Origin of the sequence: Achromobacter sp. NPDC008082 (assembly GCF_042957345.1) — a bacterium.
GTDB lineage: Bacteria > Pseudomonadota > Gammaproteobacteria > Burkholderiales > Burkholderiaceae_B > Achromobacter > Achromobacter kerstersii_A.
In genome coordinates, this window is sequence record NZ_JBIBIB010000001.1 from 633,080 (window position 1) to 656,084 (window position 23,005).

Annotated in this window: 24 protein-coding genes and 1 tRNA gene; 8 read left to right on the forward strand and 17 right to left on the reverse strand. The window is 64.1% G+C overall.

Annotated elements, in window-relative coordinates; genetic code table 11:
* The first annotated feature begins 113 nt into the window (after positions 1-113).
* On the forward strand, positions 114-1,313 hold the full coding sequence (locus ACFZAI_RS02910; RefSeq protein ID WP_391565497.1) for an MFS transporter: 1,200 nt from the start codon (positions 114-116) through the stop codon (positions 1,311-1,313).
* 76 nt (positions 1,314-1,389) lie between these two features.
* Here the strand turns inward: ACFZAI_RS02910 and ACFZAI_RS02915 are convergent, their stop codons facing one another.
* Genes ACFZAI_RS02915 through ACFZAI_RS02930 form a run of 4 tightly spaced genes read right to left on the reverse strand, consistent with a single transcriptional unit; the run spans position 1,390 to position 5,674 of the window.
* A complete protein-coding gene (locus ACFZAI_RS02915) occupies positions 1,390-2,700 on the reverse strand; it encodes an MFS transporter (RefSeq protein WP_391565498.1) in 1,311 nt (436 codons plus the stop codon).
* A 26-nt stretch (positions 2,701-2,726) separates the two neighbouring features.
* Entirely contained in the window at positions 2,727-3,875 is a 1,149-nt protein-coding gene (gene dgoD / locus ACFZAI_RS02920; RefSeq protein ID WP_054427537.1) for a galactonate dehydratase, read from the reverse strand.
* Positions 3,872-4,525, reverse strand: coding sequence for a 2-dehydro-3-deoxy-6-phosphogalactonate aldolase (locus ACFZAI_RS02925; RefSeq protein ID WP_391565499.1), 654 nt, complete (start codon positions 4,523-4,525; stop codon positions 3,872-3,874). The genes dgoD and ACFZAI_RS02925 overlap by 4 nt, the downstream gene beginning before the upstream one ends.
* A gap of 9 nt (positions 4,526-4,534) precedes the next feature.
* Positions 4,535-5,674 carry a 2-dehydro-3-deoxygalactonokinase gene (locus ACFZAI_RS02930; RefSeq protein WP_391565500.1) on the reverse strand — a complete coding sequence of 380 codons (1,140 nt, stop codon included), beginning with the start codon at positions 5,672-5,674 and terminating at the stop codon, positions 4,535-4,537.
* 332 nt (positions 5,675-6,006) lie between these two features.
* Here ACFZAI_RS02930 and ACFZAI_RS02935 point away from each other — a divergent pair, with 332 nt between their 5' ends.
* On the forward strand, positions 6,007-6,825 hold the full coding sequence (locus tag ACFZAI_RS02935; protein WP_391565501.1) for an IclR family transcriptional regulator: 819 nt from the start codon (positions 6,007-6,009) through the stop codon (positions 6,823-6,825).
* Position 6,826: 1 nt separating this feature from the next.
* Here ACFZAI_RS02935 and ACFZAI_RS02940 read toward each other — a convergent pair whose 3' ends face one another.
* The 4 genes from ACFZAI_RS02940 to ACFZAI_RS02955 all read right to left on the reverse strand — a co-directional run bounded on the left by ACFZAI_RS02940 (position 6,827) and on the right by ACFZAI_RS02955 (position 9,217).
* Complete coding sequence (locus tag ACFZAI_RS02940; RefSeq protein ID WP_391565502.1) at positions 6,827-7,447, reverse strand: glutathione S-transferase family protein; 621 nt, start codon at positions 7,445-7,447, stop codon at positions 6,827-6,829.
* A 19-nt stretch (positions 7,448-7,466) separates the two neighbouring features.
* Positions 7,467-8,045, reverse strand: coding sequence for a 1,6-anhydro-N-acetylmuramyl-L-alanine amidase AmpD (gene ampD, locus ACFZAI_RS02945; RefSeq protein ID WP_391566253.1), 579 nt, complete (start codon positions 8,043-8,045; stop codon positions 7,467-7,469).
* 76 nt (positions 8,046-8,121) lie between these two features.
* The gene (locus ACFZAI_RS02950) at positions 8,122-8,373 is read right to left on the reverse strand and encodes a PP0621 family protein (RefSeq protein WP_391565503.1); all 252 of its coding nucleotides are present in this window, start codon (positions 8,371-8,373) and stop codon (positions 8,122-8,124) included.
* Position 8,374: 1 nt separating this feature from the next.
* Positions 8,375-9,217, reverse strand: a complete 843-nt coding sequence (locus ACFZAI_RS02955) for an inner membrane protein YpjD (RefSeq protein WP_391565504.1) — start codon at positions 9,215-9,217, stop codon at positions 8,375-8,377.
* Between the two features lie 106 nt (positions 9,218-9,323).
* On the opposite strand from ACFZAI_RS02955, the gene ffh reads away from it, so the two are divergent.
* On the forward strand, positions 9,324-10,730 hold the full coding sequence (ffh, locus tag ACFZAI_RS02960) for a signal recognition particle protein (protein ID WP_054427544.1): 1,407 nt from the start codon (positions 9,324-9,326) through the stop codon (positions 10,728-10,730).
* 159 nt (positions 10,731-10,889) lie between these two features.
* Here the strand turns inward: ffh and lysM are convergent, their stop codons facing one another.
* From lysM to trmB, 5 genes are all read right to left on the reverse strand, one after another.
* A complete protein-coding gene (lysM, locus tag ACFZAI_RS02965; protein ID WP_054427545.1) occupies positions 10,890-11,336 on the reverse strand; it encodes a peptidoglycan-binding protein LysM in 447 nt (148 codons plus the stop codon).
* A gap of 42 nt (positions 11,337-11,378) precedes the next feature.
* Complete coding sequence (locus tag ACFZAI_RS02970; protein ID WP_391565505.1) at positions 11,379-11,699, reverse strand: hypothetical protein; 321 nt, start codon at positions 11,697-11,699, stop codon at positions 11,379-11,381.
* A gap of 340 nt (positions 11,700-12,039) precedes the next feature.
* Entirely contained in the window at positions 12,040-12,240 is a 201-nt protein-coding gene (thiS, locus tag ACFZAI_RS02975; protein ID WP_006222389.1) for a sulfur carrier protein ThiS, read from the reverse strand.
* Positions 12,241-12,251: 11 nt separating this feature from the next.
* On the reverse strand, positions 12,252-13,193 hold the full coding sequence (gene pip, locus ACFZAI_RS02980; RefSeq protein ID WP_391565506.1) for a prolyl aminopeptidase: 942 nt from the start codon (positions 13,191-13,193) through the stop codon (positions 12,252-12,254).
* Positions 13,193-14,041, reverse strand: coding sequence for a tRNA (guanosine(46)-N7)-methyltransferase TrmB (gene trmB / locus ACFZAI_RS02985; protein WP_391565507.1), 849 nt, complete (start codon positions 14,039-14,041; stop codon positions 13,193-13,195). The genes pip and trmB overlap by 1 nt, the downstream gene beginning before the upstream one ends.
* Positions 14,042-14,237: 196 nt before the next feature.
* Here trmB and ACFZAI_RS02990 point away from each other — a divergent pair.
* Positions 14,238-14,311: transfer RNA gene (locus tag ACFZAI_RS02990), tRNA-Gly, on the forward strand.
* Between the two features lie 31 nt (positions 14,312-14,342).
* On the opposite strand, the gene ACFZAI_RS02995 is transcribed toward ACFZAI_RS02990, so the two are convergent.
* Together ACFZAI_RS02995 and ACFZAI_RS03000 are read right to left on the reverse strand one after the other, a co-directional pair.
* Positions 14,343-14,759, reverse strand: a complete 417-nt coding sequence (locus ACFZAI_RS02995; protein ID WP_391565508.1) for a hypothetical protein — start codon at positions 14,757-14,759, stop codon at positions 14,343-14,345.
* Between the two features lie 176 nt (positions 14,760-14,935).
* The gene (locus ACFZAI_RS03000; RefSeq protein ID WP_391565509.1) at positions 14,936-15,712 is read right to left on the reverse strand and encodes a Crp/Fnr family transcriptional regulator; all 777 of its coding nucleotides are present in this window, start codon (positions 15,710-15,712) and stop codon (positions 14,936-14,938) included.
* A 173-nt stretch (positions 15,713-15,885) separates the two neighbouring features.
* Between ACFZAI_RS03000 and ACFZAI_RS03005 the strand changes: the two genes are divergently transcribed.
* From ACFZAI_RS03005 to ACFZAI_RS03020, 4 genes are all read left to right on the forward strand, one after another.
* Positions 15,886-17,100: an ABC transporter substrate-binding protein gene (locus ACFZAI_RS03005; protein ID WP_391566254.1), complete on the forward strand. Its 1,215-nt coding sequence runs from the start codon at positions 15,886-15,888 to the stop codon at positions 17,098-17,100.
* A 13-nt stretch (positions 17,101-17,113) separates the two neighbouring features.
* Positions 17,114-18,028, forward strand: a complete 915-nt coding sequence (locus ACFZAI_RS03010) for a 3-keto-5-aminohexanoate cleavage protein (protein WP_391565510.1) — start codon at positions 17,114-17,116, stop codon at positions 18,026-18,028.
* Positions 18,029-18,053: 25 nt separating this feature from the next.
* Positions 18,054-18,830 (forward strand): SDR family oxidoreductase, encoded by a 777-nt coding sequence (locus ACFZAI_RS03015; protein WP_391565511.1) that lies wholly within the window; start codon positions 18,054-18,056, stop codon positions 18,828-18,830.
* A 64-nt stretch (positions 18,831-18,894) separates the two neighbouring features.
* On the forward strand, positions 18,895-20,394 hold the full coding sequence (locus ACFZAI_RS03020) for a PLP-dependent aminotransferase family protein (protein WP_391565512.1): 1,500 nt from the start codon (positions 18,895-18,897) through the stop codon (positions 20,392-20,394).
* Between the two features lie 35 nt (positions 20,395-20,429).
* On the opposite strand, the gene ACFZAI_RS03025 is transcribed toward ACFZAI_RS03020, so the two are convergent.
* Entirely contained in the window at positions 20,430-21,638 is a 1,209-nt protein-coding gene (locus ACFZAI_RS03025) for a benzoate/H(+) symporter BenE family transporter (protein WP_391565513.1), read from the reverse strand.
* Between the two features lie 243 nt (positions 21,639-21,881).
* Positions 21,882-22,676 (reverse strand): YggS family pyridoxal phosphate-dependent enzyme, encoded by a 795-nt coding sequence (locus ACFZAI_RS03030; RefSeq protein ID WP_391565514.1) that lies wholly within the window; start codon positions 22,674-22,676, stop codon positions 21,882-21,884.
* Positions 22,677-23,005: the final 329 nt, after the last annotated feature.

Sequence of the window (23,005 nt, forward strand, 5' to 3'; positions counted from 1 at the left end):
TCCGCAAAGGTGCTGCCGTCATACTGCAACCCTGTCTCCCCGATGCGCCCGCCATTCTGGCCGGCAACGCCCCAGGAACATCCTGCCGGCGCCGTCGAACCCAAGGAACCTGCATGAATCCGCAAGATACTCAACCGGTGAAAGCCGGCCTGCCGTTGTTGGCGCTCGCCGTCGGTGCGTTTGGCATCGGCGTGACCGAGTTTTCTCCCATGGGCCTGTTACCCGTCATTGCCGAGGGCGTGGACGTGTCCATTCCCAGCGCCGGCATGCTGATCAGCGCGTACGCGATAGGTGTGATGGTGGGCGCGCCGCTGATGACGCTGGCGTTCTCGCGCTGGTCGCGGCGCAAGGCGCTGATTCTGCTGATGGCGATTTTCACCATCGGCAACGTGCTGTCCGCGCTGTCGCCCAACTACACGACGCTGCTGCTGGCGCGTCTGGTCACAAGCTTGAACCACGGCGCGTTCTTCGGCTTGGGGTCGCTCGTGGCGGCCAGCGTGGTGCCGCGCCACAAACAGGCAAGCGCGGTGGCGACGATGTTCATGGGCCTGACCATCGCCAACGTGGGCGGCGTGCCGGCCGCCACGTGGCTGGGGCAGGTGATCGGCTGGCGCATGTCGTTTGCCGCGACGGCGGTGCTGGGCCTGATTGCGATGCTGTCCTTGTGGTTCGCGCTGCCGGCGGGTGAAGCCGGGCGCCGTCCCAATGTGCGCCATGAGCTGGCCGTGCTGAAAAGCCCCGTCGTGCTGTTGGCATTGTTGACGACGGTGCTGGGCGCGGGCGCCATGTTCACGCTGTACACCTACATTGCGCCGACGCTGGCGGACATCACCGGCGCATCGCCCGCCTTCATTACCGGCATGCTGGTGCTGATCGGGCTGGGTTTCACGCTGGGCAACGGCGTGGGGGGCCGCATGGCTGACCGCTCGCTGGACGGCACGCTGATCACGTTCCTGGTGATCGTCATCATCGACCTGCTGGCGTTCCCGTGGATCGCATCCACGCAAATCGGCGCGGCAATCTCGCTGCTGATCTTCGGTGTCGCGACCTTTGCGGTGGTGCCGCCCCTGCAAATGGGCGTGATGCGGGCTGCGACCGATGCGCCGGGGCTGGCGTCGTCGGTGAACGTGGGGGCGTTCAACCTGGGCAACGCCGTAGGCGCCGCAGCGGGTGGCGCGGTGATCTCGGCGGGCATGGGTTACGCGGCCGTGCCAATTGCCGGCGCCGTGATTGCTACGGCGGGGTTGGCGCTGGTGCTGGTGCAACGGGCAGGCAATGTGCGCCGCCGGAAGCTGGCCGTGCAGGGGTGCTGATTGGGGTAGTAGTAGAAAAAGGCCGCGCTAGGTAGCGCGGCCTTTTTGTTGTGGCGGGGGTTTCACTTGCCCGGCATCAAGCCTCGATCCGCTCCACCTTGCCCACCAGCAGGATGTACGACAGCGCGCCCAGCAAGGCCAGGGACGACACGTACACGATCGCGGGGGCGAAGCTGTCTTTGGATACCAGCAGGCCGATCACGATCGGGGTGCAGATCGATGACAGGTTGCCGACGAAGTTGAACACGCCGCCCGTCAGGCCCAAGAGGCGCACGGGCGCAAGCGTGGACACCAGCGACCATGTGATCGACGCCAGGCCATTGCCAAAGAACGCGACGGCCAGGAAGAAGATGACCCATGGCGTGGAATCGGTGAAGTTGGCGCCGATCATCGATGTGGAAATCAAGAGGCCCAGGATGATGGGCAGCTTGCGCGCCAGGCCGATGGAAGCGCCGCGGCGGATCAGGAAGTCGGACAGCACGCCCGAGCACAGCACGCCGATAAACGCCGCCAGGAACGGCACCGAGGCCAGGAAGCCGGACTTGATGAAGTCCATGCCGCGGTACTTCACCAGGTAGGTCGGGAACCAGGTCAGGAAGAACCACAGCGTGGACGTCAGGCAGAATTGGCCCAGGTACACGCCCCACAGCTTGCGCTTGGACATCACCAGCCCCAGATCATTCCAGTTGAAAGGCGCTTTTTTCGCTTTGACGCTGCGGTCCAGATCGACGACGCCACCGCCTTGCTGGATCAGTTCAATCTCCGCCGCGTTTGCGCCTTTGAACTGGCGCGGTTCACGGTAGATCAGGTACCACAGCACGCCCCACACGATGCCCAGCAAGCCGGTGCTGACAAACACCATGTGCCAGCCGTAGTGGTGTTGCAGCCAGGCCAGCACCGGCGTCAGAAACGCCAGGCCGACGAACTGGCCCGACGTGTAGAAGCCGATGGCGGTGGCGCGTTCCTTTTCCGGGAACCAGGTCGTGACGACGCGGTTGTTGATCGGGTAGGCGGGCGCTTCCAGCGCGCCGACGGCCAGGCGCAGCACGAACAGAATCACGAAGCTGCCGGCAAAGCCCATGAAGAACGTGGCCGCTGACCACAGGATCAGCGCGGCGGCGTACAGCACGCGGGGCGACACGCGGTCGACCAGCCAGCCGCCGGGGATTTGCATCGCGGCGTAGGTCCAGCCGAAGGCCGACAAAATCAAACCTTCATGCCAGGTGTCCAGGCCGAACTCGTCCTTTAAGGCGGGTGCGGCGATGGACAGGTTGCTGCGGTCCAGGTAGTTGATGACGACGGTGATGAACAACATCACCATGATGATGTAGCGGCTGCGCGTGGGCCGCTGGGCGGCTTGCAGGCCCGGGTGGGTGGCGGTGGACAAGGGGGTCTCCTCTCTCTTTTATCGGCTTACCACTCGGCGAAGCTGCCGTCGGCGTGACGCCAGATCGGGTTGCGCCAGCGGTGCCCCACGGCGGCGCGTTCCTTGACGTATTCCTCGTTGACCTCGATGCCCAGGCCGGGGCCTTGGGGAATCGCGACCATGCCGTCTTCGTACTTGAAGACTTCGCGGTTGCTGACGTAGTCCAGCAGGTCGTTGGCGGCGTTGTAATGGATGCCCAGGCTTTGTTCCTGGATGAACGCGTTGTAGCAGCCGGCGTCGATCTGCAAGCAGGTGGCCAGCGCAATCGGGCCCAGCGGGCAATGCAGCGCCAGCGCCACGTCATACGCTTCGGCCATCGCCGCGATCTTGCGGGTTTCGGTGATGCCGCCCGCGTGTGAGGGGTCGGGCTGGATGATGTCGACGTAGCCTTCGGACAGCACGCGCTTGAAGTCCCAGCGCGAGAACAGGCGTTCGCCCAGCGCGATGGGCGTGGACGTCAGCGGCGCCAGTTCCTTCAACGCTTCGTAGTGTTCGCTTAGTACGGGCTCTTCGATGAACATCAGCTTGAACGGGTCCAGCTCTTTCATCAGCACCTTGGCCATGGGCTTGTGGACGCGGCCGTGGAAGTCCACGCCGATGCCCACGTTGGGGCCGACGGCGTCGCGAACCGCAGCCACGTTCTCCAGGCACTTCTCGACCTTGTCGAAGGAATCGATGTATTGCAGCTCTTCGGTGCCGTTCATCTTCACGGCGGTAAAGCCACGGTCGACGGCGCTCTTGGCGGCGGCCGCGGTGTCGGCCGGGCGGTCGCCGCCAATCCACGAATACACGCGGATGCGGTCGCGCACGTTGCCGCCCAACAGCTGCGACACCGGCACGCCCAGATGCTTGCCCTTGATATCCCACAGCGCCTGGTCGATGCCGGCCAGCGCGCTCATGTGGATGGCGCCGCCACGATAGAAGCCGCCGCGGTACAGCACCGTCCAGTGGTCTTCGATGTTGCGCGGGTCTTTGCCGATCAGGTAGTCAGACAGTTCCTCAACGGCGGCGGCGACCGAGTGGGCGCGGCCTTCGACGACGGGTTCACCCCAGCCGACGATACCTTCGTCCGTTTCGATTTTCAGGAAGCACCACCGGGGCGGCACGATGTAGGTAGTGAGCTTGGTGATCTTCATGCTTGAGTCTCCTGGACGGAATAGGCGCGTTGCCAGGCCGCGACGAATGCGCGCGCGTTCTGGCCGACTTCGATGGCCGACAGGCCGGGTTTGTACAAAGCGGAGCCCAGGCCGAAGCCGCTGGCGCCCGCTTGGGCGTAAACGGAAATGTTGTCGGGCGTGATGCCGCCCACGGGCACCAGCGCAATCGGCGGGCGCATCACGGCGCGCCAGGCCTTCAACACGACGGGGCCTAGTTGTTCGGCGGGGAACATCTTCAGCACGTCGGCGCCGGCGGCAAGCGCGGCGAAGGCTTCGGTGGGCGTGGCGACGCCGGGGCAGGACGCCATGCCCAGCGCTTTTGCGGCGCGGATCACGGCGGGGTCGCTGTGCGGCATCACAATCAGTTCACCGCCCGCGTCCTGGATGCGGGCGCAGTCATCGGGGTTCAGCACGGTGCCGGCGCCGATCAGGCAGTCGATGGGCAGTGCGGCGCGCATGGCGCGGATGCTGTCCAAGGGGTCCGGCGAATTCAGCGGCACTTCAATCAGGCGAAAGCCTGCTTCGTAGAGCGCGTGGCCGATGGCCTCGGCTTCCGTGGGCTTGATGCCGCGCAGGATGGCGATCAGGCCGCATTGGGCCATGGCGGTTTGCAGACCGGTATGGTTCATGTGAGGTTCCTAGACGGATGCGGAAGAGGATGTCGAAGCCGAAGCCGAAGCGGAAGGCGATTCAGAAGGCGATCCAGAAGGCGATTCAGCCCGCGATTCAGAAGCCGATGCCGGCACGTGGGTATCTGGCGTGATCAGCCCGGCGCAGACGGCCAGGTGCCATAGGCCGCGCTCGGTGGCGTTCTGTGCTTGCTCGGGCGTGCCCAGGCCGTAGTGCTGCATCGCCAGGATGTAGCGCTGGCACAGCGCCGGTTCGCCGCAAAGCACGATGCGGGGCAGTTCGCCCTGCTGGCGCAGCATGTCGGCAAGCGCCGCGATTTCGTGGCCAATCAGCAGGCCCGACAAATAATCCGCTTGGGATTCCCCGGCCAGTTCGCCCGTCAGGCCAAGCGCGCGCGTGCTGAAGATAGTGGACAGCACACCGGCGCGGCCGGCCGGGGCGCCGGCCACTTTTACGCCGCGCTCAAAAGCCGCCATGTCGGCGGCGGGCGCGTCGCGCATCGTGCGGCCCAGGATGGTGTGGCCGCGCAAGGCGGCGTAGACCTCGCCGGTCATGAAGGTGTCGAAGTGCGTGACGCGGCCGCGGCGCGCGTTGACCCATTTGGAATGCGTGCCGGGCAGGCCGATCAGCACGCTGTCGGCGGGGTGGGTGTGGGCTGCGCCAGGCTGGTCGAACATCACGCCGAACACTTGGGTTTCTTCGCCGCGCATCACGTTGGGCAGGCCGTGGCGCTGGATCAGGCCGGGCACGATGTGCAGCGGGGTGGCGTTGGGGCCGGCGCCCGCGCGTTCGACCACGGTCAGCAAGGTGCCAATGCGTTCCAGGTCGACCGGCACGTCCAGGTAGGCCGCTTCCTTCCAGCCCTGCGCGCTGCCGACCATGCCGCAGGCGATAACGGGCAGGGCGGGTTCGGCGCGCAGCCAATCGCCGCAGGCTTGTTCGAAGGCCAATTCAAAGCCCGATGACGCGCCCGACGACGCCGTGCTCGCCGCGCCATCTTGCAAGGGCTGCGGCAGGCGCATGATGCCCCAGGGCAAGTGGCGGGTGTCCAGCGTGCGGCCGGTGGCGTCCAAGCGGTACGCGCGCAACGATGAGGTGCCCCAATCCAGCGCGATAAGCGCCGCGCGGGCAGGCGATCCGGTAGTCATCTGATCTGTCTCGTCTCTGGCTGCAATGCCCGTTTCCCTAAGCGCCTGAGGGCAGGTGTGGGCGGGAGGGCATGGCAGGCCTTGTTGTCTGAGGCGCGCCGGGCGCAAGAAATGCGTCGGGCGCGCGTTGCGAAAAATTCTAGATCAGCGCTTGAAAAATCTCAAAATATAGAATTTAATCCCACATATAGGGAAGAAAGGCCGGGCTTATGCCACTCGGAAGTTGCCCCTGGCGCCCGGCATCCCGGCGCCCGGCTATGCTTGCCTTCGTTGTTGTCCTTCGTTGTTGTTCTTCGTTGTCCTCCTTCGTTTTTGCTGCATAGCCTTGTTTCATGACCGCCATCCTCCCTGCCGCCAGCCCCCCGTCTCTAGACCCCGATGCCGCCGCGCCCGCTGGCACGCAAACGTTGATGCGCGGGCTGGCCGTGGTGCAAGCCGTGGCCGACGGGGCGCGCGACTTGAAGGAAATCTGCGCGCGCATTGGCGTGGCGCGCAGCACCACCCACCGCTTGGCCAGCTGCCTGGTGCAAGAGCGCTATCTGCGCGCCTTGCCCGGCGTGGGTTATGTGTTGGGGCCGAAGCTGATCGAGCTGGGTTTTCAGGCGCGTGAAGCCTTTCCGATGGCGACCTTGGCGCGCCCCTATCTGGACAGCCTGGCGGAACTGACGGGCGACACCATTCACCTGGCTGTGCGCGACAACGACGAAGTGTTGTATCTGGAGAAGATCCCCGGCAAGAAGGGCCTGGAGATGCGTTCGCGCGTGGGCCACCGCATGCCGCTGGCCGCCACCGGCGTGGGCAAGGCGCTATTGCTGGATACCGAAGAGCCGCAATGGAAGGCGCTGCATCGGATAGGCGCGCCGGTGTCGTCGCGTGCGCCGGGCGGGCAGCAGACCTGGGAAGCGTTCCGCGACCGCATGCGCGAGTACGCGGCGCAAGGCTATGCGTTTGATCTGGAAGACAACGAGCCGTCGATCCGCTGCGTAGCCGCGCCGGTGCGCGATGCGTCCAGCGGTATCGTGGCGGCGATCAGCGTGTCCAGCACCGTGCCGTATATGTCGCTGGAGCGGATGCGCGAAATGGTCGCCGTCGTGCAGGGCGCGGCGGCGGGCATTTCGGCGGAGATGGGCTGGAAGGTCGACCGCGGCTGAGTTATTCCAGCGGCAAGGTCAGCACGCCCTGCGGGGCGGGGCGCATCATCACGCGGCGATACCAGGCGGACAGCGCCGGCGTGTCGGGGCGTTCCATCGGCAGGGCCAGCCAGCGGTGGGCGGAGCAAACCAGCGCAATGTCGCCCATCGTCAGATGGCGGCCAGCAATGAACTCGCGGCCTTGCAGCGCCTGATCCAGGATCAGAGCGCGGGCGTTCGAACGCTTGATCGAATTTTCAATCGCGGCATGATCGCGCTTGTCTTGCGGCGTGCGGATCAGCCCCAGAAACGCGGGCCCCATGGCGCCTTGCCATTCGGTTGCCTGCCAATCCATCCAGCGGTCGGCATCCGCGCGCATGCACGCATCTTCCGGCCACAGCGTGCCCGCGCCGTAGCGCGCGGCCAGGTAACGCACGATGGCGTTGGATTCCCACAGCACAAAGCCGCCATCGTCGATGACGGGCACGGTGCGGTTGGGATTGAGCTTGGCGAATTCCGGCGTGTCGACCACGCCGAACGGCCCGCCAGCCGGCGTAAAGGTGTGCGGCAGGGCCAATTCGCGCACGGCCAGCATCACTTTCTGCACGTTGACGGAAGTCAGGCGTCCCCAGATCTTCAACATATCCAGTCCTTGAGTCATGTCAGGCGGGCGGCAATTGCCGCCGCGCAAAGCCACTGTCGCGCGAAAAACGCGTCCAGTTGAAAGCGGGCCCGGGGTCGGTCTTGCGGCCCGGGGCAATGTGTTCGTGCCCCCAGGCCGCAGCCAGGGGATAACGTGCGCGCAGCACCGGCGTCAGCTTGCGCAGCGCCACGTACTGTTCGTCGGCATAGGCCAGGGTATCCGTGCCTTCGAGTTCGATGCCGATGGAAAAATCATTGCAGCGTTCGCGGCCGCCAAAGCGCGACACGCCAGCATGCCAGGCGCGCTGGTCGGTGGATACGAACTGGATGATGCGCCCATCGCGGCGGATAAAGAAGTGCGCCGACACGCGCAAGCCGCGCAGCCGTTCCAGCCAGGGGTCCGAGGAATAGTCCAGCGTGTTCAGAAACAGCCCGGCCACTTCGGGGCCGCCAAACTGCCCGGGGGGCAGGCTGATGTTGTGCAGCACCAAGAGCGACACTTGCGCGCCAGCAGGACGCGCGTCGCGGTTGGGCGAGGGCATAAGGGTAACGCCGGGGGCGGGCGCCAGCCAGCCATGTCGATCCAGAAGCAGAGCCATGGGGGAGAACATGCGTGGTGAATCCAGCAGGCATTATGCCGTGGTCCCCGCTGCCTCCCAAATCTGGAGTGGGGACTTACTTTTTGCCCAAGGCCGCGTGCTCGGTGCTGCACCAGGTCAGCCCGTTTTGCAGCACCGCTTCGGAGCGCGGCAGGTGGATGCCGCAGTGGGCGCATCGCACCATGGACTCGGGCGCGGCCGGGGCAGGCGCGCTACGGCGGGCCTTGGGTGGCTCGCCTGCTTGCCGAGCCGCCGCCATGCGGGCGGCAATGCGGGCGACGAACAGCACCGCGATGATCAGAACCACCCAGAACAACAACTTGCCCACGTCAGCCTCGATGCAGAATCATTTCCAGCACGAACCGGCTGCCGGTATAGGCCAGAATCAGAAAACCAAAACCCGTCAGCGTCCAGCGCAGCGCCACGCGGCCACGCCATCCCCGGATGTGGCGGCCCACCAGCAGCACGCCGAACGTCAGCCACGACAGCAGGGTGAAAACGGTTTTGTGGTCAAACGGCAGGATCTTGCCCGTCAGCTTCATCGACGCAACCGACCCCGAGCCCACCGCCAATGTCAGCACGATGAAACCGATCCAGATAATACGGAACAGCAGTTGCTCTTGCACCAGCAGCGGCGGCTGAGAGTCCAGCACGCGGCCGATGATGCTGCGCTGGGCGGGGGCGTCCAGCGGCCGGTGCAGGTGGCGGTCAAGTAGCGCCATCATCATGGCGTGCAGGGCGGCGATGGTGATGAGGCCATAGGCGGCAAGGGCGATCAGCAGGTGCACGCGCAGCCAGGCGTCATTGGCGTGGGGCACGAATTGCCCCTGTGGAAACACGGCGGCCAGCGCGCTGGCGATGGCGGCGGCAGGCAACAGCAGCAATTGCAGGCCGTCAATGCGCACCAGCAGGCTCTCCAGCCAGAACACCACCATGCCCAGCCAGATGGCAGCGGACAGGGCAAGTGCCCACCCAATGAACAGATGCTGGGCGCCCAGCATCGATTGTTGCAGCCCGATTCCATGGAGAACCAGGGCTCCCAGCAGGCACAGACGGGCGATTTTGCCCGTCTGCTCCACTTCCCCGGCGCCGGCCAGGCGGACCCAAAGTGACCCCCCGAGCACTGCGTACGCCAAGGCAGCCGCTGTGTGAAATACAATGCCTAGTGACATAGAAACCGTTGTCTGGATGGGGCCTTGGGGTGCATGTCACCCGAAAGCGCAGAATCCGCGCCTGCGGCCACCGTTCAATCAACTAGTTTAAGCGGAAACGCCTCTCATGCTCGATAACCTAACTCAACGCCTTTCGCGCGTCGTCAAGACGCTGCGCGGTGAAGCCCGCCTGACCGAGGCCAACACCCAGGAGATGCTGCGCGAAGTGCGCATGGCGCTGCTGGAAGCCGACGTGGCGCTGCCCGTCGTGCGTGAATTCGTCGCCCGCGTAAAGGAAAAGGCGCTGGGCGAAGAAGTGGCCGCCAGCCTTAGCCCGGGCCAAGCCCTGGTCGGCGTCGTCCACAAGGAACTGACTGCCCTGATGGGCGGCGATCTCGGCGCCGATTCCAACGAATTGTCGCTGGCGGTGCAACCGCCAGCGGTCATCCTGATGGCCGGCCTGCAAGGCGCCGGTAAAACCACCACCACCGGTAAGCTCGCCCGCTGGCTGTCCGAAGGCCAGCACACACAGCACGGCCGCAAGACCGGCAAGAAGAAAGTGCTGGTGGTGTCCGCCGACGTGTATCGCCCGGCCGCTATTGACCAATTGAAGAGCGTGGCCGCACAGGTCGGCGTCGACTTCCTGCCGTCAGACCCCAGCCAGAAGCCCGAAGACATCGCGCGCGGCGCGGTGGACCATGCCCGCCGTCATCACTACGACGTGCTGATCCTGGATACGGCCGGCCGCTTGGGCATTGACGAGGCCATGATGCGCGAAATCCGCGCGCTGCATGATCTGGTCAAGCCGGTAGAAACGCTGTTTGTCGTGGACGCCATGCAGGGCCAGGATGCGGTCAACACCGCGCGCGCCTTCGCGGACGCGCTGCCGCTGACGGGCGTTGTACTGACCAAGCTGGACGGCGACGCCCGCGGCGGCGCGGCCCTGTCCGTGCGCCACGTCACTGGCAAACCGCTGAAGTTTGTCGGCGTGTCGGAAAAGCTGGACGGCCTTGAGCCCTTCTACCCCGACCGCATGGCGCAGCGCGTGCTGGGCATGGGCGATATCGTTTCGCTTGTTGAACAGGCGCAAAAGAATATCGACATCGCCGAAGCGCAGAAGCTGGCGGCGAAGATCAAGTCGGGCAACAAGTTCGACCTGAACGATTTCCGCGACCAGCTCGGCCAGGTGAAGAAGCTGGGCGACATGGGTTCGCTGCTTGAAAAGCTGCCGGCTCAGTTCCAGCAGGCTGCGGGCCAGCTGCAAGGCGGCCAGGCGGAAAAGCAGTTGCGCCGCACGGAAGGCATCCTGAATTCCATGACGGCCGCCGAACGCGCCAAGCCCGAACTCATCAAGGCCTCGCGCAAGCGCCGCATTGCAACGGGCTCCGGCGTGCCGGTGCAAGAGGTCAACCGCCTGCTGGCTCAGTTCGAGCAGATGCAAGGCATGATGAAGCAGATGAAGAAGGGCGGCATGGCAAAGATGATGCGCGCCATGGGCGGCATGAAGGGATTGGGCCGCTTCGGCATGAAGTAATAGGGCCCCCACGGCGCGCGCACTCTGTGCGCTTCCTGCCAAAAAAATGGCCAGACATTGCGTCTGGCCAAGCAATCGCGGCAGGCAGGGGGCGCCGCGCCGCGACACAATCCGGAAAACGCATGGGTGTTCTCCGGGTTGTTTGGGTTTGGTTGCCGCTTACGACAGCGGCGGAATGCGCAGGACCTGGCCCGGGTAGATCTTGTCGGGGCTGGTCAGCATCGGCTTGTTGGCTTCAAAGATCAGCGTGTTCTTCGCGCCCTGGCCTTTGCCGTATTGCGCTTCGGCGATCTTCCACAGGTTGTCGCCCTTTTGCACCGTGTACATCTTGGCTTCGGGCGTGGCCTGCTTCACCTTCAACTGGTTATCCACCGCGGCAACGCCGACGGTGTTGCCAAGCGCCAGGGAAATCTTCTCGGCGGCTTCGGTGCTTAGCGCCTCGCCGGCCACCGTTACCTTGTCGCCGTCCACCGTAATTTGCAGGCCATCCGCGTTCAGGCCGTGCTTATCCAGCTCTTTCTTCAACTCGTCTGCGGTCGCGGCCTTGGCCTCGCTGGCGCCGAAGAGTTTTTCCCCTACGTCCTTGATGAAATTGAGCAGACCCATAGTGTTTCCTTTATCGATGTAGCGGTGAGAAAACGATTGTCTTCAGGGCGCGCGGCCCACGAACATCTTGCGTACGATCCCGACGATCAAGGTCAGCACGGCGCCACCGATGCCGCCACCCACCACGTCCCCCGCAATCGCTGAAAGATCCAATCCTGCATTGCCTGCCGTTGCCGCGGCCCCCGCGCCGGCCGTGATCATGGGCGCCAGCCATGAGCCGCCCGCCAAGCCACCAATCGCGCCGGCGATGGTGTTGCCCAACGGACCCAGGTTGAACTGCTGGAGCATTTTTCCCAATCCGTTGCCGGCGGCTGCGCCTGCGACAAGCTGGATGAGAAGGTTGATGATGACCGCGGTGTTCATGATGCCTCCTTGCCCCGTGGGGCGATGTGCAACGTTAGAACAACAACACGACAACGTACGACGCCAGCAGCAACGATTATTACTCGCGTAAACGCCGCGAGACGAGGGGTTAACGTGTAACAGGTTGCTAGTCGCTTGCCAGACTACGCAACATTGCTCGTCACTTTGCAGGGCGCGTCGGGCGCGCGCCGCAATCCCCATCGTGCACATGGTGCCGTGCGTCATGAACGCTGCTGAAAATGCATAAGCAAAGGGCCGCTGAATCAGCGGCCCTTCGTGTTTGCAGCGGGTATTTGCGGCGTATTTGCGGCGCACACTCGCCGCGCAATCGTCAGTGCAATCAGCCTCCGCCCACCGCCACGACGATTTCTATCTGGTCGCCATCCGTCAGCGTGGTCTGCTCGTGCTGGCTTTTTGGCACGATCTCGCCGTTGCGTTCCACGGCCACGCGCTTGCCCGCATACCCCAGCGTTTGCAGCAGTTCGATCACCGTGGTGTCCAACGGAAATTCGCGCGCGTCGCCGTTCAACGTAATGTGCATATCAGGTCTCCTCACTGTTTTGCGTAGGCGTCGGTGGCGGCAATCAGGCGCGCCAGGGTGCCGGGTTCATCAAAGGCATGGCCCGCGTCAGGCACCAGATGGAACTCGGCTTCGGGCCACGCGCGGTGCAGGTCCCACGCGGTGCGCGCGGGTGTGCAGACGTCGTAGCGGCCCTGGACGATGGTGCCGGGAATGCCGCGCAGCTTGTGCGCGTCGCGGATCAACTGGCCTTCTTCCATGAAGCCGGCATTCACAAAGTAGTGGTTCTCGATGCGCGCAAACGCCAGCGCGGCGCGATCCGCCGCATGGCTTTGCTGATGGCGCGGGCTGGGCAGCAGCGTGATGGTGCTGTCTTCCCACTTGCTCCAGGCCTTGGCCGCGCGCAATTGCTCGGCGGCGTCATTGCCCGTCAGGCGCTTGTGATAGGCCGCCACCAGATCACCGCGTTCCGCTTCGGGAATGGGCGCCAGATATTCTTCCCAGCGGTCGGGGAACAGCCACGACGCGCCTTCCTGATAGAACCATTGGATCTCTGCGCGGCGCAGCCCGAAGATGCCGCGCACGACCATCTCGCTAACGTGCGACGCGTGCGTTTCGGCATAGGCCAGCGCCAACGTCGACCCCCACGAGCCGCCGAAAACCAGCCACTTGTCCGCACCCATGATCTCGGTGCGCAGCCGTTCGATGTCCGACACCAGATGCCAGGTCGTGTTGTTGTCCAGGCTGGCGTGCGGCGTCGACCGCCCGCATCCGCGCTGATCGAACAGCAGCACGTTGTAGCGCTGCGGATCAAACAGCTGGCGATGCACCGGCGAACAACCGCTGCCCGGGCCGCCATGCAGAAACACGGCGGGCTTGCCGTTCGGATTGCCCGACATTTCCCAATAGATCTGGTGACCGTCGCCGGTATCCAGCATGCCGTGGCGGTAGGGTTCGATCGGCGGATAGAGCATCAGGCGACTCGCTTGAAGATCAGGTCCCAGACGCCGTGGCCCAGGCGCAGGCCGCGTGTCTCGAATTTGGTCAGGGGGCGGTAATCGGGGCGGGGCGCGTAGCCGTCCGCCGTATTGGCCAACAGCGGTTCGCCGCTAAGCACTTCCAGCATCTGCACCGCGTAGTCTTCCCAGTCGGTGGCGCAATGGATGTAGCCGCCCGGCGCAATGCGGCTGGCCAAGAGCGACACGAACGCGGGCTGCAATAGGCGGCGCTTGTGATGGCGCTTCTTCGGCCACGGGTCCGGGAAGTACACATGCACGCCAGCCAGCGAATCCGGCGCGATCATGTCGCGCACGACCTCAACCGCGTCGTGCTGAATGATGCGCAGGTTCTGAATCTTGGAATCTTCAATGCGGCGCAAGAGCGAGCCGACACCGGCGTTGAACACTTCCACACCCAGGAAGTTGTCGTCCGGACGGGCCAGCGCGATCTTCTCGGTGGTCTCGCCCATCCCGAAGCCAATCTCCAGCACCGTCGGCGCCTGGCGGCCAAACGCGGCGGCGGGGTCCAGGCGGCGGGCGGCGTACGGAATGGACCATTCGCCCATCAAGCGTTCCAGCGCGGCCAACTGGCCCTGGGTGATGTGGCCGCGGCGATGCACGAAGCTGCGGATGTGCGTCGCGCCCGGGCTGTTCGGCGCGTGGGCGGTGCTGGCCAGCGCGGCCTGCGTCTCAGGGGAAACGGGAGCGGCGGCAGGCGCCGATGCCGAAGAGCCGGCGGTAGTGTCAGAGGTGTTCACGGAAGGCGTCGCGGGCGTGTCCGCGGAGGAGTTCGCGGGGTGGTTCGCGGAGTTAGGCGTATTCATAGCCCCGAATTGTAGTGGTAGCTGCGCCGGGGCGGAGTCGGCCGGATGGACTAAATTAGGGACGCATTTAATTCCGGGGATGAGGACCGCTGGCGGAGGATGCGCAAGGGGAAGCAAAAATCATCCGAAGATTCCAAAAATCCCGCGCTATAATCCTCGGCTCTGCCCCGGCCCTGCGCCGTGGCACGACACCCGAGCGGGTGTAGTTCAATGGTAGAACGGCAGCTTCCCAAGCTTCATACGAGGGTTCGATTCCCTTCACCCGCTCCAGCCCCCCCCTTCTAGAACGCTTCGCCGCCGATCACCCCGCATGGCTTTGAAAGTTGAACACTTTCCACTGATCGTCCTGGGTGCGCCGAAGTTCGAACGACATCATGCATCCCGATTCCGGGTCATGAAATTCCACCCATACCTGGTCTTGATCCAGCGGCACACCGTTTAACCAACGGCGCAGCCGGTTGCCATGGGTTTGTGGCGGGCTCCAGTACTTCAGCACGGACACGCGTCCGCAGAATTGGCGAGCCGCAACGGCGCGAAGTTCGTCGGTTGTGCGGCCGGTGTAGCCGTTCTTGAAGGTCAGGTCATAAGCGCGGTGCCAGTCTTCTGCATAGATGTCGCGGATAAACGCCGACGCCGCCGACGTGGCGCCCTGGGGTTCGTAGGGCGACTTCAGGATCTTCCAGCCCGCGCCAGCCAACAAGAGCAGTACCAGGGACAAGCAAGCAAGGGGCAGCCAAGTCCGGCGCCCATGGGCAATATCGCGGCTCACTGTTCAAAACCCTTCATCGCATGCGCGACGAATTCGGCCGGGCTTCTGGCAGACCCATCGTCGGCATCAACACCACCGCGCCAGCGTGTATCAACGATTTCATAGCGTCATCTCAAGTCAGTGCATCAGCGCCGCGAGATCGACGGCGAATCGCCAGCATCATCATTGATCAGCGCCAGCCTGTACAGCGCATCCTTATCCAGAATCGTCATTCCGCCGTAGTGCGTCTGTAGCACGCCCGCGCGCGCCAGCCTTGTCAGCGCCGCGTTGCAGCGTTGGCGTGACACGCCGCACAAGCTGGCGATTTCTTCCTGGGATATCTTCAACCGGCCCTGCGTATCCGCATGGCGTTCGGCGTCGAATTGCGCCGCTACGGCGCGGGCGACGGTGGTGTCCACATCCAGCAGCACGTTGCCGGTGTAGCTGGCCATCAGCCAGTTGACCCGCTGCGCCAGATGCATCGTCAACGCCTTCGTGAATTCGATGTTGTGGTTCCACAGCCGTTCGCAGGTGTCACGCGGCAGGATGACGATGCGGCTCGGGCGCAGCGCAATTACCTCGTATTCAAAGCGTTCGCGGCGCAGCATGGTGGCTTCGCCAAACCAGCTGCCGATGCTGAAGCCGGCCAGCGACAGGGACTTGCCATCCGCGCCCGGCGACGTCCATTTCACCAGGCCTTCGACCACGCCATACCAGCCCAGCGATTTCGAACCCGCGCGAAACAGGTATTCGCCCGTGGCGAGCGACACCGTGCGCAGTTCGGAGCGGACCAGGTTGCGCTCAAGCTCGGGCAGGCCGTTGTACCAAGGCACGACGCTCAACATTTTGTCTACCGGGCATAGGGCAGGCTTGCGCTTTGCGCCGGTTGTCTGGCTGCCTACGCTGTCGGGCGGTCCACGCATGTTTTCTCCGTTCAGCAGGGGTGACGGCGCTCAGGTAAACCCTAGGGCGCTTTGTCACCATGATGACTGTTCGCGCCAGGGGCGAGTCCCAGAATAGTTGAGGCCCAAAGCGTCCAGATCCACTCAAGACGCACAAGAGCCAAAAAACATAAGAGGAGACAGGTATGTTGTCAATGCCACGCATCAAGTCCGGCGCCGCGCTCGCCTTTGGCGTCGCCGCTACGATGTTGAACGCCACGGCCGCGCACGCGCAGATTTCGGACGATGTCATTCGAATCGGATTCATCACCGACCTGTCTGGCGTGTACTCGGGCCCCGATGGCCCGGGCGGGGCGGAAGCCATCAAGATGGCCATCGAGGAAATGGGCGGCGAGATCAACGGCAAGAAGATCGAACTCTTGACGGCAGACCACCAGAACAAGGCCGACATCGCGTCGGCCAAGGCGCGCGAATGGTTCGACCAGCGCGGCCTGGACATGCTGATTGGCGGCACCAACTCCAGCACCGCGCTGGCCATGTCGAAGGTGGCGGCCGACAAGAAGAAGCCCATCATCGTGGTGGGCGCGGGCGCACCGGCGCTGACCAACGAACAATGCACGCCTTACACCTTGAACTACGCCTACGACACGGTTGCGCTGGCGCGCGGCACGGGCGCGGCGGTGGTCAAGGCGGGCGGTAAAAGCTGGTATTTCCTGACGGCCGATTACGCGTTCGGCCATGCGCTGCAAGCGGATACGACGAAGGTGGTTGAGGCGGGCGGCGGCAAGGTGGTGGGGTCAGTCAAGCATCCTTTGTCGGCGAACGATTTTTCATCGTTCCTGTTGCAGGCGCAAAGCAGCAAGGCCGAGATTCTTGCGTTGGCCAATGCCGGCGCCGACGCCACGAACGCCATCAAGGCCGCCAACGAATTCGGCGTCACCAAGACGATGCGGCTGGCGGGCATGATCATGTTCATCAACGACATCCACGCAATGGGCCTGCCCGCCACGCAGGGCATGTACCTGACCGACAGTTGGTACTGGAACGCCTCGGAACCGACGCGCGCCTGGAGCCAGAAGTTCTACGAACGCCGCAAGGCCATGCCGTCGTCGTTGCAGGCGGCCGACTATTCCGCGGCGTTGCAATACCTGCGCGCGGTCAAGGCCACGGGCACCGATGATGCCGACCGCGTGCTGGCGTATCTGCGCGAAAACAAGCTGAATGACATGTACATCAAGGATGGCGTCGTGCGGCCGGACGGCCGTGTCGTGCACGACATGTACCTGCTGCAGGTGAAGACGCCGGAAGAATCCAAAGAACCGTGGGACTACTTCAAGGTGCTGCAAACGATTGACGGCAACGAGGCGTTTACCAAGCAAGCCGAAACGCGCTGCGCGCTGTGGAAGTGAACGGGAGACCAACATGGCAAAACGCAAAGTCATTGTGACCATCGCCCCGACCGGGGGCATGGCATTCAAAACCCAGAACCCGCATCTGCCGACCCAGCCGGCTGAAATCGCAGACGACGTTTACCGCTGCTACAACGCGGGCGCCAGCGTGGTGGCGCTGCATGCGCGCCGCCCTGACGACCAGGCCACGTGCAACGCGGCGATCTACCGCGACATGAACCAGCGCATCCGCGAGCGCTGCGACATCATCCTGAATAACTCCACCGGCGGCGGCGTGCATGGCGACATGGTGAAGGAAACGTCACCTGGCACGTGGGAAATCCTGTGGGAAGAGCGGCTGAAAGGCATGGATGCCGGCGCCGAGATGTGCACGCTGGACGCGACGACGCTGAACCTGGCGTTTGGCGACCGCGAATATCTGATGAACACGCCGCTGACCAAAGCGCGCGAGCTTGCCGCCGGCATGAAGGCGCGCGGCATCAAGCCCGAGTGGGAAGTCTTCAGCCCCACGCATATCCTGCAAGACGCCACCACGCTGATCGAAGAAGGGCTGGATGAGGGGCCGCACTTCATCAATCTGGTGATGAACGTGCACCGCAATTTTCAGAATGCGATGCCGTTTTCGCCGCGGCATTTGCAGATGATGGTGGACCTGCTGCCTAAGGACAGCATCTTCTGCGTCAGCGGCATCGGGCCGTCGCAGCTCGAGGCCAACATCAGCGCCTTGCTCTTAGGCGGCCATGCGCGCGTGGGCCTGGAAGACAACCTGTACTACCGGCATGGCGAACTGGCCACCAATGTTCAGCTGACCGAGCGCATCGTGCGCATCATCCGAGAAATGGACATGGAGCCGGCCACGCCTGCCGAAGCGCGCGAAATCATGGGCTTGCCGTTGAAAAGCGGTATCCGCCCCGAGTTCGCGCTCTGACGCAAACAACTTTTGACGAGACATCATGATTGAATCCTTGAATGGCAAGCGCGTCCTGATCACCGCGGGCGCGCAAGGCATCGGCTTGGCAATCGCCCAGAAATTCCTGGCCTCCGGCGCCGACGTGCATGTGTGCGATGTCGACGCCGCCGCCTGCGATGCCGCGCGCACGGCGAACCCGCGGCTAAGCGTCAGCGTGACCGATGTGTCCAGCGAAGCGCAGGTTGCGGAGTTGTTCAGCGGCTTGGCCGCCAGATGGGGCAAGCTGGACGCGCTGATCAACAACGCGGGCGTCTCCGGCCCCACCAGCCGGCTGGAAGACACCACGCTGGACGCCTGGCAGCACACGCTGGACGTCAACCTGACCGGCACGTTCCTGTGCGCGCGCAGCGCGGTGCCATTGCTGCGGGCGGCGGGCGGCGGCGCCATCATCAATATTTCTTCGGTGGCGGGCCGCTTGGGTTTTTCGCTGCGCAGCCCCTACAGCGCCAGCAAGTTCGGCTTGGCGGGCCTGACGCAGACGTGGGCCATGGAATTGGGGCCGTCCAATATTCGCGTCAATTCGGTGCTGCCGGGCGTGGTGTCGGGCGACCGTGTTGAGCGCGTTATTGCCGCCCGCGCGGAAGCCGGCGGCGTCAGCAACGATGCGATGCGTGAACAGCTGGTGGAGAAGGTTTCGCTGCGCCGCATGACCCGCCCTGAAGATGTGGCGAATCAAGTGGCCTTTCTGTGCTCCGACGAAGGCGCGGTCATCAGCGGGCAAAGCATCTCGGTCTGCGGCAACGTGGAGTACCTGGGCTAAGCGTTTTGGTGCGGATAGAATGGCCTGCTTTGATTGATTCAATCTTATCCATCAGGCAGACCGCATGGCCAAGGCTTTTGAACTGGACACGCTGAAGATCCGGCTGAACGACGCCGATCTTCAGCCGTTGGATCTGCACCAACGCATTCAACGGGCGCTGCGCGCGCTGATCCTGGATGGCGCGCTGGATGCGGGCGTGAAGCTGCCCGCCACCCGCACGCTGGCCACGTCGCTGGGGGTGGCGCGCGATACCGTTGAAAACGCGTACGTGCAGCTGCACCGCGACGGCTACATCGTGCGGCGCGAAGGGTCTGGCAGCTATGTGTCCGACACGGTGGGCGCGCCGCTGCGGGGCGCGGCGAGCCGGCGCGTCAAGCTTCAGGACGACAAGCGCGGCGTGCCGGAGCCGGGGGCCGGGCTGAGCCGCCGGGGCCGGATGATCTTCGATAGCGGCGGCGTGACCGACCAGCAAGCGGTCAAGGCGTTTGCCACCGGGCTGCCCGAGACGCGCACGTTTCCCACCGATGTATGGGAACGCTTGCAGCGGCAGGCGCTGAAAGACTATCGGGCCAACGTGCTGCTGCATGGCGACCCGCAAGGGGCCGCGCCGCTACGCAAGGCCATTGCCGCCTATCTGAATCTGGAGCGTGGCGCCAAGGTGTCCGCGGATCAGATCCTGGTGCTGAGCAGCACGCGGCAGGCGCTGTTTCTGTGCGCGCAATTGCTGGTGGACGCGGGCAAGCCCATCCTGCTTGAGAACCCTGGATACTTCGGCGCCAAGAAGGCGTTTGAAGCGGCCGAGGCGAAAATCGTGCCGATCGATGTGGACGGGGAAGGCATCCGCATGGATCTGCTGCGTGCGGATCGCAGCGGTGCAAACTGCGTGTACGTGACGCCGTCGCATCAGTACCCCACCGGTGCAACGTTGTCGTTGGCGCGCCGCCTGGAGCTGACGCGTTGGGCGGCCGAGCAGGGCAAGTGGATCATCGAAGACGACTACGACAGCGAGTTCCATTACGACGGTCTGCCAACCGCGTGCGTGCAGGGCGTGGACAAACATCAGCGCACCCTTTATGTGGGCACCTTCAGCAAGACGCTCTACCCGGGCTTGCGTATGGGCTATATGGCGTTGCCGCACGCGCTGGTTGGCGCCTTCACGCGCGCGCGCAGCATCATGGACGGGCATACGCCACAGATTCTGCAATTGACGCTGGCGCGCTTCATGGAAGACGGGCATTACGCGGCCCACGTGCGCGCCATGCGCAAGCTGTATGCGTCGCGCCGCGACGCCATGCTGCAAGCGCTGAACACGCATCTGGCGGATATCGCCACCGCCTTGCGTCCCGAGGGCGGCTTGCAGATTCCGTGTCTGCTTGCGCGCGGGTGGTCCGAGGCCAAGACCATCCGTCTGGCGGCGGCTGCTGGCTTGCAACTGCCGGGCTTGAGCCGCCTGTATGCCGGAGCGGAAAAGCGGCAAGGGTGGATATTGGGCTACTCCTCGTTGACGGCGCATGAGATCGAAACGTCCGTCAAGCGCTTGTCACAGGCGCTACGAAAGAAGTAGCTGCCCCACAAAGCCCAACCCCACCCCTTGTATTGCTATGGCTTGGCCGGGCTGCCCAGCAGCGCGCGGCTGCCGCCGTGTATCAGCAGGTGCGTCGTCAGCCCGGCGGCCAGCCCCCAGAATGCGCCACCCACGCCCAACAACGTCACGTTGGCCGCCGTCGCCAGAAAGGTGATGAGCGCGGTCTCGCGGGTGCGCGCATCAGCCATGGCATTGGCCAGGCTGCCGCCGATGGCGCCCAGCAGCGCCAGCCCGGCAAGGGTGGTGATGAAGGTCTTGGGCAGCACCATGAAAAGCGTCGCCAGGGTGACGCCGAAGGTGCCTACCAGCATGTAGAAGGCGCCGCAGGCCAGCCCCGCGATGTAGCGCTTGCGCGGGTCAGGGTGGGCGTCGGGGCCGGTGCAGATGGCTGCCGTGATGGCCGCAACGTTGAACGCGTGCGCGCCAAAGGGCGCCATCAGCAACGAGCCCAAGCCGGTGACGGTCAGAATCGGGCTGGCGCTGGTCTTGTATCCGTCATTGCGCAGCACCAGCATGCCCGGCATGTATTGCCCGGTCAGCGTGATGATGAACAGCGGCAGCGCAACGCCCAGCAGCGCATGCAGCGAGAAGCGCGGCGTTTCGAATACGGGCGTGGCAAGGCTGAGGTGGATGGCCGAGACGTCGATCCGGTGTTGCGCCAGCAGCATCGCGACGCCAATCACCAAGATGCCCACCACCGCAAAGCGTGAGGTATACCGCTTGAGCAATGCATAGCAAATCACCAGCACGATCACCAGCAAGGGGTCGGCGCTGGCGCCGCCAAATGCGTTGACGCCGAATTGCAGCAGAATGCCCGCCAAGAGGCCAGCGGCGATCCCGCCAGGGATCATGCGGACAAGCTTTTCAAACGCGCCGGAAAGGCCCAGAACGATGAAGCCCAGCGCCGACAGCATGTAGGCGCCGATCACTTCGCCATAGGGCGTGAAGGGCATCACGGTGGCCAGAAACGCCACGCCCGGCGTGGACCAGGCGGTGATGATGGGGGCTTTGTACCGGAAGCTGAGGAACGCTCCGGTCACGCCGACCCCGATGGATACGGCCCACACCCAGGACGTGGTCTGAGCGGGTGTCAGCTGCGCCAGTTCGGCAGCTTGGAAAACCAGGACGAAGGTGCCGCCGTAGTTCACCAGTACGGAAATCAGGGCGGCGACGGTTGGGGCGAAGAAGTCGGCGGGTTGCAGGCGTGCCGGCGTTGAATGCATGAATGACTCCACATTGCGTAGCGGCTGCAATGAGCGCAGCGCTATTCGACGCAAAGTGTAGGATTCAGGCGGACTGTTTATTCATGCCACTTTATGTGAAATTAACAGACCACTTTCTGCGCCCCTGTGGGTTTCTCGCCGGCCGCGCATAGTCCGGCTATCTACCCCTAACCCCTGACCCCGAACCCCTGACCCCGAACCCTTAACTCCGAACCCCTAACTCCGAACCCCATCACGTTCCCGTCAGTTTTCGGGCTTACCCGTCGCAGGCCAGTAGTGGCTGTCTGGCAGCGCCCGCGATCCGTAGATCGCCTGGCCCACGCGCACCACCGTTGCGCCTTCTTCAATGGCCAGTTCGAAGTCACCCGACATGCCCATCGACAACTCGGCCAGGTCAATGCCCGCCGGTGCGGTTTGGCGCAGCGTGTCGCGCAACTCGCGCAGGCGCACGAAGCACGGCCGTACGCGCGCGGCGTCGCTTGCAAATAGCGCCAGCGTCATCAGCCCTTTCACGCGCAGCGATTGAAACGCCGGCAACGCCTGCACGAAGGCGGCGGCGTCTTCCGGCGCCAGCCCGTACTTGCTGGCTTCGCCCGACGTATTGATCTGCACAAACACGTCCAGCGCGCGCCCTTCGGCCTGCAAGCGGCGGTCCAGCTCTTCGGCCACGCGCAGGCTGTCCAGCGCCTGGAATTCCGACGCAAAGCGCGCAACCAGCTTTGCCTTGTTGGTTTGCAGATGGCCGATGACAGACCAACGCAGGTCGGGCAGGTCGCTCAAGGCTTCCCATTTGGAATACGCTTCCTGCACCTTGTTTTCGCCCAGATAGCGGATGCCTGCTTCGTAAGAGAGCCGCACGCGTGCCGCGTCCACGGTCTTGCTGACGGGCAATAGCCGCACGCTGCCGGCGTCGCGGCCGGCGCGTTCGCAGGCTTGTGCGATGCGGCGTTGCACGGCGGCAAGGTTCGCCGTGAAGTCTTCGACCGTTTGGGCGGGCGGGTAATCCGCGTGCGCCAAGGCCTGGGTCGGTTGGGTCAAGATGAGTCTCCCGGTGCTGCTGAATGAATCCCGCCCGCGCGCGGGCGCGCGCAGTGCGTGCTGGAATTCTAGAAGCAAAGCGGCCTGACGTACCGGGCCACTTTTGCGCATTCCGCCATACCGCTATGAGCCGCATCTCTCAGGTGTTTGCCTGTCGCGCCGGGCGTGTTTTCAAGACTGAGTTTTTGCGCTGCGTCATCGTGTCAGCAACGATTCAGCCAGGAAGCCGCTTGTTACGCATTGCTGGGCTATCCGTGTAATACCCGGTTTTCGGGCGAAGGGCTTTTCCATAAACTACCGATCCACCCCGGAGTCGGCCTGCACCTGCA